Source organism: Marinibactrum halimedae, assembly GCF_021234875.1.
GTDB lineage: Bacteria > Pseudomonadota > Gammaproteobacteria > Pseudomonadales > Cellvibrionaceae > Marinibactrum > Marinibactrum halimedae.
Genome location: NZ_JAJQVM010000028.1, coordinates 52,226 through 68,020 on the forward strand (window position 1 = coordinate 52,226; position 15,795 = coordinate 68,020).

General features: G+C 42.8%; 16 protein-coding genes. All 16 read left to right on the forward strand.

Annotated elements, in window-relative coordinates; all coding sequences use genetic code 11:
• The first annotated feature begins 177 nt into the window (after positions 1-177).
• Positions 178-1,161, forward strand: a complete 984-nt coding sequence (locus tag LU351_RS15610; protein WP_232595018.1) for a chorismate transformation FkbO/Hyg5 family protein — start codon at positions 178-180, stop codon at positions 1,159-1,161.
• 80 nt (positions 1,162-1,241) lie between these two features.
• A complete protein-coding gene (locus tag LU351_RS15615; RefSeq protein WP_232595019.1) occupies positions 1,242-2,027 on the forward strand; it encodes a lysophospholipid acyltransferase family protein in 786 nt (261 codons plus the stop codon).
• A gap of 240 nt (positions 2,028-2,267) precedes the next feature.
• Entirely contained in the window at positions 2,268-2,522 is a 255-nt protein-coding gene (locus LU351_RS15620; protein WP_232595020.1) for an acyl carrier protein, read from the forward strand.
• 129 nt (positions 2,523-2,651) lie between these two features.
• Entirely contained in the window at positions 2,652-3,032 is a 381-nt protein-coding gene (locus LU351_RS15625) for an ApeI family dehydratase (protein ID WP_232595021.1), read from the forward strand.
• The gene (locus LU351_RS15630; protein WP_232595022.1) at positions 3,029-3,766 is read left to right on the forward strand and encodes a glycosyltransferase family 2 protein; all 738 of its coding nucleotides are present in this window, start codon (positions 3,029-3,031) and stop codon (positions 3,764-3,766) included. Before LU351_RS15625 ends, LU351_RS15630 begins: the two co-directional genes overlap by 4 nt.
• 11 nt (positions 3,767-3,777) lie before the next feature.
• Complete coding sequence (locus tag LU351_RS15635; RefSeq protein ID WP_232595023.1) at positions 3,778-4,218, forward strand: acyl-CoA thioesterase; 441 nt, start codon at positions 3,778-3,780, stop codon at positions 4,216-4,218.
• Positions 4,205-4,825: an outer membrane lipoprotein carrier protein LolA gene (locus LU351_RS15640; RefSeq protein WP_232595024.1), complete on the forward strand. Its 621-nt coding sequence runs from the start codon at positions 4,205-4,207 to the stop codon at positions 4,823-4,825. Before LU351_RS15635 ends, LU351_RS15640 begins: the two co-directional genes overlap by 14 nt.
• A 49-nt stretch (positions 4,826-4,874) precedes the next feature.
• Positions 4,875-7,271: an MMPL family transporter gene (locus LU351_RS15645; RefSeq protein ID WP_232595025.1), complete on the forward strand. Its 2,397-nt coding sequence runs from the start codon at positions 4,875-4,877 to the stop codon at positions 7,269-7,271.
• Positions 7,264-7,929, forward strand: coding sequence for a DUF3261 domain-containing protein (locus tag LU351_RS15650; protein ID WP_232595026.1), 666 nt, complete (start codon positions 7,264-7,266; stop codon positions 7,927-7,929). Before LU351_RS15645 ends, LU351_RS15650 begins: the two co-directional genes overlap by 8 nt.
• Entirely contained in the window at positions 7,922-8,365 is a 444-nt protein-coding gene (locus LU351_RS15655) for a hotdog family protein (protein WP_232595027.1), read from the forward strand. Before LU351_RS15650 ends, LU351_RS15655 begins: the two co-directional genes overlap by 8 nt.
• 23 nt (positions 8,366-8,388) lie before the next feature.
• Positions 8,389-9,114, forward strand: coding sequence for a 3-ketoacyl-ACP reductase FabG2 (locus tag LU351_RS15660; RefSeq protein ID WP_232595028.1), 726 nt, complete (start codon positions 8,389-8,391; stop codon positions 9,112-9,114).
• On the forward strand, positions 9,114-10,343 hold the full coding sequence (locus LU351_RS15665; RefSeq protein WP_232595029.1) for a beta-ketoacyl-ACP synthase: 1,230 nt from the start codon (positions 9,114-9,116) through the stop codon (positions 10,341-10,343). The genes LU351_RS15660 and LU351_RS15665 overlap by 1 nt, the downstream gene beginning before the upstream one ends.
• A 38-nt stretch (positions 10,344-10,381) precedes the next feature.
• On the forward strand, positions 10,382-11,179 hold the full coding sequence (locus tag LU351_RS15670) for a hypothetical protein (RefSeq protein WP_232595030.1): 798 nt from the start codon (positions 10,382-10,384) through the stop codon (positions 11,177-11,179).
• Positions 11,180-11,387: 208 nt separating this feature from the next.
• A complete protein-coding gene (locus tag LU351_RS15675) occupies positions 11,388-14,456 on the forward strand; it encodes a hypothetical protein (RefSeq protein ID WP_232595031.1) in 3,069 nt (1,022 codons plus the stop codon).
• 256 nt (positions 14,457-14,712) lie between these two features.
• Positions 14,713-15,159, forward strand: coding sequence for a carboxypeptidase-like regulatory domain-containing protein (locus tag LU351_RS15680; RefSeq protein WP_232595032.1), 447 nt, complete (start codon positions 14,713-14,715; stop codon positions 15,157-15,159).
• A 56-nt stretch (positions 15,160-15,215) separates the two neighbouring features.
• The coding region (locus tag LU351_RS15685; RefSeq protein ID WP_232592392.1) for a transposase at positions 15,216-15,795 on the forward strand (580 nt) is incomplete at its 3' end.

Consider the following 15,795-nt stretch of genomic DNA (forward strand, 5'->3'; position numbering starts at 1 on the left):
AGTCACACGCTTTCAAAGTGAACTTTTTCCGTCAGTGCTTGGAAGCGTGTAGCGTTTGAGTAAATTGAATCCCTCTTTTGATAAGGGTAGTATGGCGCGCCTTGAACCTATTCATTATTTTATCCACTACTTATTTTATTCACTACTGATAATGGTCTTAACTTGATTTCAATTCCTATGTCACTTCGTTGTGAGTATCGCCAAGAATCTGTAGCGGAGGTATTGCGCTCCGATCGTGTGCTTGGTGTCGTCAGCTTTTTGCCAGGCCAATACTGTGGCGATGACCCTCGTGTTGCGTCCACCTCATTAATACGGATTGATGATGAATATTGTTGTGAAGCCTGGTTAAGTGATACGCCTGTAGAGTACGGTGTTGATGAGTCAACAGGGCTTGGCTGGTCGTGCAATGAGGAAATACTTTGGGTTTCCGTAAAAATGTCCGAAACACCCGGCACCGATATGACGGAGTTATCCTATCAGGCTTATAGTCGATTACTCGATTTTATTTCTTCACGGGGTTATCCCAATGTGGTTCGCGCTTGGAATTACTTTAAGGATATAAATAAAGGGGAGGGGGATGAAGAGCGATATAAGCAATTTTGCTTAGGACGCCACAATGCGTTAATTGAGCATGAATATCTAGATCGTTATTTCCCCGCCGCATCAGCATTGGGCTGTCATGAGGGAGAGTTGATTGTCTATATGATCGCCTCCAAAGAAAAGTCGGTTCAAGTTGAGAATGCTCGTCAAGTCAGTGCTTATCACTACCCTCGTCAATATGGCCTAAGGGCTCCTTCTTTTGCTCGCGCTGCATACAAAAGCTGGGCCCGCTCGGCGGATATGTATATTTCAGGCACGGCGAGTATTGTGGGGTATGAGAGTCAGCACCAAGGGGATGTTTTAGCGCAATTGGCGCTCACCCTGGAGAACATCAGTGCATTGGTTGATCAAGTCAATGAGATTGACCCAATGGAAAAAATAGACGCTCGATTTGGACTTGATTTGTTGAAAGTTTACATTCGTCATCAAGCGGACTACCCTCTTATTCGAAAAAAGCTAGAGGAACAATACGGACATATTCCAGCATTGTATTTACAAGCGGATGTTTGTCGACAAGAGTTGGATGTGGAGATTGAAGGTGTAGGTTCAATTCACCTTTAATATTCAATTGATTTTATCTCAGGCGAGTACGACCGTGATGCCCGCCGACAAATTGGAAACAGTGTGGGGCAATGCTTATTATGCCGAGCCTTGGAAGGGGACGTATTGATCGAGGCTGGCGCATTGCTGCAACCGGTTTATCTTTTGCGCTGTTTGGGTTGGGTGGGCCAATCGTTGCTGCGTTAATCTCTCTGATTTATCTTTTTTATGCCTTAATTCCTCAGGATAAGCATAAAAAGTACGAATTGGCTCGTTTTATATTACGATATACCTTTAAACTGTATATTGGTTTTATGAAATTGGTCGGTTTACTGACCTATGAAATCATTGAGCCTGAGCGTTTTCAAACACCAGGCAATTTGGTTATTGCCAATCATCCATCGTTATTGGATGTCGTTTTTTTATTCTCGATTATTCGAAACGCAAATTGTATTGTGAAAGAAAGTTTATTTCACAATCTTTTTACGTTACCCCCCATTAGGGCAGCTGGTTATATTTCTAATTCTGATGCACAGTTTTTGGACAAGTCAGCGGAGAGTTTGCAGGCATGTAGTTCGATTATCATTTTCCCGGAAGGTACTCGGACTCGCGCAGGTGAGCCTCTGAAGTTTTTACGGGGAGCGGCCAACATTGCAGTTCATGCAAAGTGCGATATTACGCCAATACTGATTGAATGTCGGCCTGCGACCTTACTAAAAAATCAGAAATGGTACGATATTCCGGCTCAGCCTCCTCACTTTGTGTTTCATGCATTGCCGCCGATCTCAATAAAGCCCTTTCTAAATGATGACCTAATGCCGAGCGCCCAGGCACGTAAATTGACGCAATACTTAGAAGATTTTTATCGCAATCTTTTAAGTCACTAATATAGAATGCATGGCAGTGTTTTGTTAGAATGCGCGCCTATTTTATTAGCATACAGCTATGGCACCTGCAGCGCCTTTCGATCTGATTAACATTGTGTTTGCCAGAATTATGCTTGGTAAGCTAAATACGTATCGATAATTTTAGTGTCTTTCTGTCATTGTTTTACGGTCTGTCTATAATTTTACAGTCTGTCTATAATTGAACAGAGGGCACTCAAGAAATGGGATTTAAAGAAATTGATGCAAAATAAAGACGCGATTTTTCAACAGTTGGCGGAAATTTTAGAAGAGTTATTTGAAATTTCCCCAGAGGACGTTAAGCCTGAGTCAGAATTGTACGGTGATTTGGACATTGACAGCATTGATGCTGTAGACATGATCGTTAAACTGAAACAACTAACTGGAAAACGGTTTGAACCATCCGAGTTTAAGAGTGTCCGAACGGTGCAAAATGTTGTGGATGTTGTTTATGACCTGATGGTCAGCGAGGCCTAACTGCTGAAGGCTCTTTACTATTTGAGCCTTTTTTATATTGGGTTTTTATCTGTTTCTATCGCGTATTTCCATTATCGTAAGGGATGCCAGGTCATTTAAAGTATCGGGCTTTACGACCTAGGGAGTCTTATGATCAATTCTGTTTCTTATAACAATCCATCTCAATTACTGCCAGAAATTATTGATTCACAGATAGAGCGTCAACAAGCGTTGCATTTATCGGCCACTTTTCAATGTAAAGTGCCTTCTTGCCTTAAGTGGTTTAATGGACACTTTGAGGGTTTTCAAATTTTACCTGGTGTTGCTCAATTGGATTGGGTAATGCATTTGCTGCACGAGTGTGGTGTTAGTGACCAGTTCACCGGGTTTGAACGATTGAAGTTCTCTCGACCTATCCGCCCTGATGAAGAGCTTCAAATACGCTTGATGGTGTCTCCTGATTTTGCCAAGTTTTTCATCCTTAATGATGATGGTGAGTTTGCTTCCGGCAGAGTGATGTTCTTATCGTGAAGTCTTATCATCCTTGCGTCATTATTCCTGTTTACAATCACCATTTAAAGATTAAAGACGTTGTTGAGGTAATTACGTCGTTAGGATATCCGTGTATTGTATTGGATGATGGTAGTGATAAAACTTGCCAGCAGGTGTTACAGTCATTAGCACAAACAAATCAGAATGTTAGCCTGACGCGCTTTGATCAAAATCGAGGCAAGGGGGCGGTAGTGTGTGATGGTTTAGCCATTGCCTATGAAAAAGGTTTTACCCATGCACTTCAGGTGGATGCAGATGGCCAGCATGATCTTAACGATTTACCGTTGTTTATGTCTTTAGCAGAGGCGCATCCTTGTGATGTGATCTCAGGGCACCGCGCTTATGAATCATTGCCTGCTAACCGGCGTTACGGGCGTATGGTTACGGATGTATGGGTTTGGATTCATACTTGGTCTCGACAAATAAAGGATTCCATGTGTGGCTATCGTTTGTATCCGTTGGCTGAAACGATGACGTTACTGAAGCACTACGCTGTTGGTCGTCGAATGGAGTTTGATACCGATATTTTAGTACGGCTGTATTGGTCGGGTTTGGAAATTCGGCATATTCCAACGCAGGTAGAGTATGACGACGACATCGCGTCTCACTTCGATTTATTAAATGACAACCTTCGTATCTCTTGGATGCATACACGATTATTTTTTGGAATGTTATTACGAATCCCTCGGTTAATTATACGAAAACTTCGTTAGGGGAATAAGCTTTGAAAAGCAATAAAATGGGTGTGGTGACAATTTCTACAGAAGTGGTGGTTGAATTTCACGATGTAGATTCATTACGTGTGGTATGGCATGGACACTATGCCAAGTACCTGGAAATTGCTCGATGCCGACTGCTTGAAGCGTTGGGTTACGATTACAGGGTAATGGAAAAGACGGGGCACATGTGGCCCATTGTTGAGATGCGAACAAAATTTATTCGGCCTGCGGTTTTTATGCAAAGGTTAATCGTCGAGGCCAGTTTGGTGGAATGGGAAAATCGACTGCGGGTGAATTATCGAATTATGGATGCCGAGTCGGGTGAGGTGCTGAGTAAAGCCCAAACAACGCAAATGGTGGTGGATATTGAATCTGGTGAAACATTATTTGAGTCACCACAAACACTGATTAACATGGTGAATCATTATATTCATGATCATGAATAGGTTTGTCTTTCTGCTTGGACTTTGGGCGCTGACTTTTTCGGTAGCGTCGCAAGAGCATACTGTGATGGATGAATTTATCCAAGGGCGTTTTCAGCAAGAGAAGCATTTAAAAGGCTTTTCTTTCCCTATCCAAACCGAGGGTACATTTGCCTATTTAAAAGAAAAGGGGGTGTTATGGCAGGCCCAAAAGCCCTTTGTTCGGTCTGTGACGTATCTGGCTGATCAAACATTGACTTGGAAACCCGATGGAACCCTAGAAAGTGCTCAGAAGCCGGATATGATGGAGCGTCGCATCAGTGAAATCATTATGGCGTTATTGTCTGGTAATAGATCAATACTGGAAAAACAATTTACCATTGAAGAAACAAAACAAGAAAATCAGTGGCAATTGATTTTGCAGCCCTCCCAAATTGTCGTAAAAAAAGTGCTTTCTGAAATTCACTTGTCGGGCCGGGATTTTGTTCAGCATATTAAGGTTGTCAGTGCTAGTGGAGATCAGACCATTATTAAGTTTGATCAATTAACACACCATGATAATTTGCCCGGTGATTACTGCGCCTATTTTTCTTCATCTCCAGCACTTCCTTGTGCGATGTCGTCTCATTGATTTCTTGCAATGCAATTAGTTTGCTAGTGTTACACGGAGAGAGTATTAAATGGAGAATATTAAGCCTGTCATAAAAGCAAGTCGCGCTTTGTTTATTGCGTACAGTCTCTTACTTTTTTTTGCTGTTATTGTGCAAACACCTTCTGGTTTTCATCTAAATAGTAATTTCACCGAGTTGGCTCCACGAGATGCGCAAACCGAAATTGTGTCTCAGGCTCAATCCCAAGTGCATTCTTTGATAGGGGATTCAGTATTGCTTGCCGTGTTAAATGAAGACGATTTAGAGGTGCGAAAAGCCGCATTATCATTAGCCTCTTGGGTAGATAAAAATCAATATTGGCATGTTTCTCCAGGCCCTGTAGATGAAACTCACATAGAGCGTTATTTGAGTGTGGCCATTGAGCATCGTTACCGCTTTTTGAGTCATCAAATGCGAATTTCTCTGAGTGAAGAGGGCGGTGCCGGGCAGGTTCGAGAACAGGCATTAATGCGCCTTTTTCAACCAGGGGGGAGTAATCAAGCATTACCTTTTGTGGAAGATCCATATAACCTTTGGGGGAATTGGCTTGAAGAAACCTTGGTTCAAGGAAATCTTGAACAGCAAGACAACGTGTTTTACGGCAATAACAAAGGTACTCATTTTGCGTTGCTATTTCTTACCCCTAGCGTTGATTTAGCGCCGTTATCTTTAACTCGAGCCGCAGTGGATCAACTCAATGGCCGGTTAGTTGAATTTTCTAATGTGGAAGTATTCAAATCTGGATTGATCTTTCACACTCATGAAGCGGCTAAGCAAGCTCAAAAAGAAATTAGCTTGATTGCTTCCGGCTCTTTGCTTGCCATTATTGTTTTATTTATTCTGGTTTTTCGATCCACCGTTCCTTTATGTATGGCATTTTTCTCCATTGGTTTTGGTGTGTTGGCGGGTTTCATACTTACCCACTGGTTGTTTGGCCAGATACACATGATTGCTTTGGTATTTGGAGCCAGTTTAATTGGTGTCTCTGTGGATTATGCATTGCACTTTTTGTGTCGCTTATATCTGTCTGATGAGCAAAGCGATGGACAAAGTGTGGATGGGCCTTCTGCGTTAAAGTCCGTATTTAAAGGCATTAGCTTGGCGCTTTTTTCCTCGGTTATCGGGTATTTTTGTTTGGTGCAGTCTGGAATGATTGGCTTGTATCAAATCGCGATTTTTTCGATGGTGGGTTTGATCAGTGCCTGGTTGTTTGTGGTGGTTTTTTACCCGCTATTGTCTCCATCATCAAACCAGTCTCGTGTTTGGCCCAGTGTGATCACTGAAGTTATTATTCAACGTTACAAAGCGGTTTTGAAAAGCCGTATTGCCATGATATTGCTGGTGACATGTGCATTAGGAACCATTGTGCATGGAATGCTCTCATTTAATTGGTCAGATGATGTTCGACAATTACACACGCCTTCTCCGGAATTAATCCATCAGGCGAAGAAAATGGGCCACTTATTGACGGACATTGCCCCAAATCAATTCTTCCTTGTTCATGGTGATTCTTTACAAGCCATGCTGCAAATGGATGAACATCTTTCCGTTGCGTTGGATGAGGCTGTAGCGTCTGAGGTTTTGCAAGGCTACCGACAAATCAGCCGTTATTTACCGTCTGAAAAGCGCCAAAAATCCAATGACGAATTACTCGCTCATACTCTTTATAATGAGAGCCACGCTGAATTTTTGCAGAGTGTTGGAGTCGAGTCGGACAGTATCGATGAGCATTTAATGCAGTGGCGACAGACTCAAGAGACTTTTATTGCACCAGAGAGCGTGATTAACGTGTTGCCTCCACATATTGCTTCATTATGGATTGGAGAAGTCGACAGTGAGTGGTATTGCGTCGTGGGTTTAAAAGGTATCCGTAATACTCAGGCGTTACAAGACATTGCTTTGAACATGGAAGGTGTTGAGTGGGTGAACACGATTGATGATCTGTCTTCAGCGCTTTTGAATAATAGCCAACAGGCCATACGCTTTTTAATTATAGCCTATGGTGTTATCGGGCTCATATTATTGTTGTTTTACCGCTCGATGGTTGCCATAAAAATCATGATAATTCCTATGCTGTCCAGCCTATTAACCATCAGTATTATTTCGCTTTTGGGCCACTCGATTACGTTATTTCATGCAATGGGTTTGTTTTTGGTACTGGGGCTTGGATTGGATTATGCGGTGTTTGTAAATGAGTCTACTCAGCGTGATGGTATACCAATTCGACCGGATGCATTCGTCGCCATTTACCTTTCCGCCATAACTAGCATGCTATCCTTTGGATTAATGTCGTTAAGCAGTACACCAATGGTTCAGGCATTTGGTTTGGTTATTCTAATAGGTGGTTTAGCGAATCTATTGCTTGCGCCACTATTGGGTGTTATGGCAGCAAAAGGGGGTGCCCAGAGAGGGGTTATCTATGGTTGAAACGTTACTTATAGTTAAAACGTTATCCATGAAAAAAAGAATGGATGCTGCTCTAATGGGTGCTGTGACCATGGGTATTGCGGTGTTGTCTCTTCTCTTAGGTGGGTGCAGTGTTTTATCACCTCGCTTAGGCAGCTTATCATCAGGTACCCACGCCTTAATTAATTATGACTTTCCGCCATTTTCTGTGGATCTTCACCAGCAATTGCATACTCAGTCTGAGGGTGAGCCGATTGTACTGACCATCGGAGCCAGCTTGCAGCCTGATGCGGCACGTTTTGTATTGCTAGATGCTTATGGGCAGCGACTCGCGACGGTATCTTATCGGGATGACGAAGTGCTTTGGGAGCAAAGCCGGTTTGTGTCCAGTGTGGGGTTCGATCTTGAGGTATTTTCTCTGATTTATCCATTGGCTTTTTGGCCTGAGCCTGCCATTCAGTCGCAGCTCAATCCACAGTGGCGAGTGGATTTTGCATCAACCCATCGAACGGTATATAAAGAAAATACAGTAGTGGCCGACATTCAGTATTCTGCGGAATGTGAATATGAAGGTCGGGTGGATATTCATATTGTAAAAAATGCGGTGCATTTTTCTATATTGAATAATGTATTGAATAAAGGCCCAAATATAACGGATATTAATAGTGGATGTGTCTAAATTGAAAATGGACGAAGTGATAGCACATCGTCAACCCATGTCTTTGTTGTCGAGCATCGAATCGTGCTGTGATGATTCCATTATCGCCATTGTTAATCAGGATGGCTCTTCTTTTTTAGCAAACGAAAATGGCGATGTGCCTGCTTGGGTAGGCATTGAGTACATGGCCCAAGCTATGGGTGCCTATGCCGGGGTGCGATCTAAACGTCTTGGTAAACCCATTGAAAAAGGGTTTCTTTTAGGGACGCGAAAATTTAAAGCGTATTGCGAGGTTTTTGCTAAAGGCCAAACGCTAAAAGTGACGGCAACTCAGGAATTGCTTGATACCAGTGGAGTGTCGTTGTTTCGCTGCACAATACATTATGAAAATCAGTTATTGGCTGAAGGTGCCATAAAGGGCATACAGCCTTCATCGGATATGAAATTATTTTTATGAAATCGTTTTAAGGGTTGTGTGAAATGGCATTACGTATATTAGTTACGGGTTCAAGCCGGGGAATTGGTCGAGATATTGCGCTAAAGCTGGCCAAAGACGGATTTGATATTGCTCTACATTGCCGTAGTCAGCGCAGTAAAGCGGAAGAGGTGCAACTGGCTATTGAAAACGGCGGTGCAAAGGCGACGATTCTTCAATTTGACATTAGTGACCGTGATCAAGCCAAAGCCGTGATTGAAACCGATATTGAAGAGCATGGTGCCTACTACGGTGTCGTGTGTAATGCAGGGTTGGCTATTGATGGCGCTTTTCCGGCGTTGTCTGGTGAAGATTGGGATCAGGTTGTGCACACAAATTTGGATGGCTTTTATAACGTGTTGCACCCTTGTGTGATGCCGATGGTGCGTCGGCGAGCGCCAGGTAGAATTGTCACATTATCTTCAGTGTCCGGTTTGATGGGGAATCGTGGCCAAGTTAACTACAGTGCTGCCAAAGCTGGAATTATTGGCGCCACCAAAGCGTTGGCAATTGAATTGGCAAAGCGAAAAATTACGGTAAACTGTGTTGCCCCGGGCTTGATCGATACAGAAATGACCGATGAGTTGCCAATTGAAGAAGCACTAAAGCTTATTCCCATGAATCGTGTGGGGCAACCAGAAGAGGTTTCTTCTTTAGTCAGTTATTTAATGTCAGAGCCGGCGGGTTATATCACTCGACAAGTAATATCAGTAAATGGCGGTATGTTTTAATGGAAAGAAGGGTTGTTGTCACAGGCATGGGAGCCGTAACGTCTCTGGGCGATTCTTGGGACAGTTTCAGTGAAGGCGTAAAAGAAGGGCGCAGTGGCATTGTGACGATGCCCGAATGGGATCGATACAGTGATTTGAATACTCGCTTGGCCGGGCCCATTCCGAATTTTGAACCCCCGGCTCATTATTCTCGCAAAAAAACTCGCACGATGGGGCGCATTGCCCTGATTTCCACTCGTGCATCAGAAATGGCTTTAGACAATGCAGGCCTGTTGGACGACCCCATTCTTAAAAGTGGTGAGGTGGGTGTTGCCTATGGTTCGTCTACCGGTAGTCCTGATGCCGTCACGGAATTTGGCAGCATGTTGATTGACGGCAATATGAATCACATTACCTCGACAACCTATATTCGCATGATGGGCCACACTACGCCTGTGAATATTGGTTTATTTTTTGGTTTGCGCGGATGCGTTATTCCCACGTCCAGTGCGTGCACATCCGGTAGTCAGGGAATTGGCTTTGCCTATGAGCGCATTAAATACGGTATGCAAACCATTATGGTGGCAGGCGGCGCCGAAGAGCTTTGCCCAACCGAAGCCGCTGTCTTTGATATTTTATTTGCCACCAGCACCAAAAACGATACACCTAAACTGACACCCAGCCCCTTTGATCAAGACAGAGACGGTTTGGTGATTGGAGAGGGCGCTGCAACATTAATTTTAGAAGAACGCGAACATGCTCTTGCTCGTGGCGCGAAGATTTATGCGGAAATTGTTGGCTTTGCCAATAACTCCGATGGTAGCCATGTGACTCAGCCGAAAAAAGAAACCATGCAAATTGCGATGGAAATGTCTTTACGCAGTGCAGGTTTGGATAAATCGGCGATTGGCTATGTTAATGCACACGGTACCGCAACAGACCGAGGTGATATCGCTGAGTCTAACGCCACGGCGGCTTTATTTGGAAATAATGTTCCTTTCAGTACCTTAAAAGGTAATCTTGGTCATACCTTGGGGGCGTGTGGTTCTATTGAGGCCTGGGCGGGCATTCACATGATGAATGAAGGGTGGGTCGCTCCCACATTAAACTTAAAAACCCCCGACGAAAAATGTGGTGACTTGGATTATGTAATGGGCGCCCCTCGTGAAGTGGATTTTGAATATTTAATGTCCAATAATTTTGCCTTTGGTGGCATTAATACCTCTTTAATTTTCAAAAAAATTATTTAAAAAATTATTTTCTTACATTGCTTAAAAAGAGTTGTTTTGTGAAATTTTTTCGTTTCTTTTTGTTTCTTTATTTTTTGAATATTCATTTTGTGTATGCAGGGAATCAGTCTGATAATCAGATGGCGGGTAAAGAGGTTAAACAGCCTCAAGCAACGCTCATTGTGTTTCGCCCAGACTTTACTCCGCCGCTTGTTTTTAAACCCACCATTTTAATCAATAATTTAAAGGCAATTGTTCTTCCGCGTAGTCATTATGCCAAATTTGACTTAATTCCAGGTCAGTACACTGTTATTGCAGATTGGAAAACAGGGCATGGTGTTTCTGATAGTCAGTTTGATGTTAATCTTCTTCCAGGGGAAACCACTTTTCTTACGCTTGATACTACTATGAGTGTTCCTGCTGTAGGAAATTTTAGCGGTAGCTTATATGAATCAAACCATGTGGATTTATCAGATTTTAGGGAGCTAAAAAGACGTGAAAGTGGTTGGTATTTATCTAACCCTTACTTATCTGGTGATTCTGTATTGGACTATGATAAAATTATCAAAGATATTCAAAGTTCAGATTATTCCGTAAAGCGTGCGTCAGCAAGATTTATTGCGGAAAATGGAATTTACGTAAAGCCGATATTAGACGTACTAGAACAAGAGATATTACGACACTATACCGATGACCTTGACACTAGATTAAAGTTTGATTCGATTGCATGGCTTTGCCGAGCTTTGGCTCAAAGCGGAAATCAATCCTATCGGCCTACGTTAGTTCGAGTATCAAAAGAAGCTGGGAACTCCAAGCTAAAAAAATATGCTAAAAAATACCTAAAAAAATTCTTATAAGTGATTTTCATTTTTGGGTGATAATGCCCTTATCGATAGATATTTTTTGTGCGCCATTAAAGGTTTTATTGGCGCCAATTTCCCTTCTTGGAATGCACACGAAAAATCCTCTTCTACAGTAAAAGAATCATTAAAATTCGTTCAAATCACTTCAAAAAATCGTTTTTTGAAGGTTTGTTACTTTACTGTATTAACTGTGTGCGAGCCCATGAATACTATCCGCTTGTTGCTTCGTCAAGTTACCTCTCATTTTTGTTTTTTATATTGTCTTTGGTTTGGCGTTGTCCCGTTTGTTGGCGCAACACCTCAAGAGGCAGAATTACCGTTGCCTAGATCACTCCCTGTTCAAAATTATGAGCAACAATTATACCCCTGGCTGATGAGGCAAGAATACAAGGCATTGGGTTGGCACAGGGACAAAGAAGTAAGGGACACCGGACCTTATGTGAATGGTGATTATTATGGTACGCACCCAGCGGTACGTATTTTTTATTCGCCTGGGGTGATGAAGTGGCTTGAGAATGACCGTCAAGGGGATATCCCAGACGGCGCCATGATCATCAAAGAAATGTATTTGCCGCCGGCTGTTATTTATCAGGAGCTTGAGCAAGACCCTAAGTATCAGAAATCGCCTAAGCAATATGAAAAAGATTTGGGTGAGCTGATTAGTGGGTGGACGGTGATGGTTCGAGATCAACAGGGTTCTAAAGATGGCTGGTTTTGGACAGGCCCCAATGCACCGAAACAAGGGCAATCGATAGCGGAAGCAACAAAAGCGCAATTAGACGATTATTCTCACCCACTGTATTCCAGTTTCGGCGACATGTGTTTACGTTGTCATGCTTCTGCAGAGAGTGGGTTTACCTTCAGTGCATTATCCAATATTAAAGGCATGGAGCCGAATCAGGAGCCAATACGTTTTTTGGTGGACCCTTCCTGGCGAAATCCGGCAAAGCTGACAGATGACGATTATTACCCACTGACAAAACTGAAAGGGAATGCTTTTGCTGAAAATTTATTTGGTTTAACGCCGTGGCAACGCCCATGGGCAAGTCGTCCACCAGAAGAAAAAGCCAGTGAATATTTCGCATCAAACCCGGTGGATTTGGCTCCCATGTTGTTATCGCATATGAGAGATCTCACCGAGGATTCTCCTCTACCTGAAGAAAGTTTATCGTCGGCAAATAATGCTATTACGTCACAATTTAAAATGGCCGGCATCACCTCTCCAAGAGCGTTTCCCAGCCAATGGGCCGATCATGTGGTTGCTGGCCCAGACGGTGCTCAAGCGTTTATCACTTCAGATAATTGTTTGGGGTGTCACGGTGGTTTAGGTGGTAACCCCTACGGGTTGGTGATGTTTGCACAAACTGGCCCTGCCTATGGTGAGGGGTACAATTTGTCTGAATATGGTGAGTGGCGTTGGTCTCCAATGGGGCTTGCAGGGAGAGACCCTATTTTTCATGCTCAGTTAGAAAGTGAAATGGCTTATTTGGAAATGGACGCAAAAAGAATGCCTTCACCTTTAAAGGGAACATTGGTAGAGAATAAAACGGCGGTAAGAAATACGTGTTTGAGTTGTCATGGGGCCATGGGTCAACGGCAATTGACCATTGACGCAGAAAAAGATCGCACCTTGAATCCGGATTTTCAAGTGGACTTTTTTTATTTAAGTACAAAATTAAATCTGAAAGAAAAAGAGCCTGAGAATTATCGATACCATGAATACGGTGAATTGGCGCGAGAGGGCATCAGTTGCTTAGTGTGTCATCGAATTAAAGGCCCTTCTCATCAACAAGTCGAGAATTGGCAGCCTGAGTATCGAGATTGGGTGACGAGGAAAGCCGATAAATCGTTGGCTTATATGCTATTTCACAATACCACCGGGCGATTTATTCGAGGCGAGAATGAAATTCTCTATGGCCCTTTTGATGATGTGGCAACCAAGCCAATGGCGCATAGCTTAGGGTTGACGCCAGAAGGCCAGCCTTATACTCGTGATTCTCAAATGTGTGGTACGTGCCATACCATCAATTTACCCAATATTGGGGCAACGGAAGATACTTTTCCAATATTAACTGCCGCAGAAACTAACCCCGCTTTAAAAGTCTATCCCCACAGTATTGAACAAGCGACCTTTCTGGAGTGGCAGAACAGTATTTTTGCCGCAAATCCGGATAAAAAGAAGACAGAATTTGCTAGCTGCCAAGATTGTCATATGCCAAATGCTTTTCAAAATTTTGAGGGTTCAGTCAATATCGAGCCGCTACGCAGTCAAATTGCTTCTATTCAAGATGTGAATTACCCAGAGAGTGAACATCGGTTGCCGAACTCAGATATTACTGTGCCGCTTAGAGAAAACTATCGGCGGCATGAATTAGTAGGATTGAATGTTTTTATGGTTGAAATGTTTGATCAATTTCCTGAAATTCTCGGTGTCGATAAAACAGACCCGATGACCTCGGCCACGAATGGAGCTGATCTTGCGGTTGAAAATATGTTGCTCCAAGCCAAAATGAAGACGGCAGACTTAAAGGTTGACGTGCTTGAGCGTAATGGAAATACACTCCGAGCAAGGGTAACCATTCGCAATAAAGCTGGGCATCGTTTCCCCAGTGGGGTAGCGTTTCGGCGCGCCTTTATTGAATTTACCGTATTAGATGGTGAAACATCGATTTGGTCTTCTGGCAGTACCAACCAAGCCGGTGTGATAATCGGTGGGGATGGCAAGCCATTAAAAACCGAATTTTTATCCAGTCCCGACGATTATCAGCCTCATTATCAGACGATTACCTCCCAAGATCAGGTGCAGATATACGAAGAGTTAACTCAGAATGCGCAATACGAATTTACCACCAGTTTTATTCACCGAGTGCATCATATTAAAGACAATCGCCTTTTGCCGAAAGGGTGGAGAAAGTCAGAGCATTTTAAAAATCAAGGTGAATTGATGGTGGAGTTTATGGAGGCGACCGACCCTCTAGGTGTAGGCGATGATCCAGATTACCAAGATCAGGGAAAGCGTTTTCCAGGCCAAGATGCTGTGATTTATGAGGTAACATTACCGGAAAAATATTCTTCATCAGCATTAAATGTACGAGCAAGGCTATATTATCAGGCAATACCCCCTTATTGGATAAAGCAACGACTTGATGCTGCACCGAATGGAGAGGCCACTCAACGTTTACTACACTTGATTACTCACTTGGATCTTAACAATACGCCTATGGAGAGTTGGAAACTTAAAATTCAAGAGGCGTCGCTCAATTTACCGTAAACATAATTTATCGTAAGCGTTTGGTTGAGTGAGTTTGTATTGCCTTTTTTCTCTTGCATGTTGTTCATTGTGACATTTTCTTTGAAATACTTTTATTCTCTTTGTTTTTATTCTTTTTGGCGTAATTGATGCTCACCTATTTTTAGATTGTATATATTTAAAAAGTCGTCACAAAAAATGAGCAAAAGTGTCATTGTGGTGCGACGTTCTGATTTTGTGACATAAAAACAATCATGTCTGAAAGTTTGGGGTGTGTATGAAAAGAAAAAATACAAAATTAGTGGGTTATTCCTCTTTGTTTGTGTTATCCGCATGTGTGTCACTTCCTGTATTGTCTGCGGGCGGTAACGTTAATGGCAGTGTCAAAGGGGTGGTATTAAATGAAGCCGGTAACCCTATTACGAATGCTGAAGTGGTTGTTAAAAATATTGAAACAGGGCTCACTCGTAAAAGTAATACTTCCAATACGGGTGCGTTTAAACTCAATCTTCCAACAGGCGAATACACAATTGAGGCTGAAAATGGCGATTATCGTGCACGAACACAAAAAATACAGGTGCGCTTAGGTCAGTCGACAGTGGTGTCGTTTACTCTCGGCGGTGATCAACTGAGCATAGAAGAAGTGGCCGTTGTAGGGGAGCGTTCTTCAGGCACGTCTTCACCGGTGGCGACGGGGTTGAGTATGTCTTATGGGCACCTCTAAAAATAGCCCAACTTTGATATAATCTCACTGTTCAAAAATTTCAAGAGTTTCCTTCTATGTCTCAGCCCGGCTTTTTTGATTTAGATGACAGGTATCGCAAGTTAGATGAAAAAGATCCATTAGTTCATCTCAACAAACTGATATTTTGGGAAGCCTTTCGTCCGACCTTAAAGGAAATACGAAAGTCAAACCGAAAAAGCAATGCGGGTCGTAAAGCCTATGACGAGCTTCTGATGTTCAAAGTACTCGTACTTCAGCACTTATACAATGTATCCGATGATCAGATAGAGTACCAAATACGGGACCGCTATTCTTTTTGCCGGTTTTTAGGTCTGACTCCATCGGACAAGGTGCCTGATGCCAAGACAGTGTGGCTGTTTAGAGAAAACCTAGTCAAAGCTGGTTTAATGAAGCGTTTGTTTTTTACTTTTGATGTTCAATTAGAGGAACACGGTTTTCAAGCAAGAAAAGGTCAAATAGTGGATGCGAGTTTTGTCGATGTTCCCAGGCAGCGCAATAAAAAGGAAGAAAACAAACAGATAAAACGCGGTGAAACGCCTGATCGTTTTGAAAAGAATCCGAACGTTGGCGCTCAAAAAGATACGGATGCCCGCTGGGCGAAGAAGAACCAAGAGA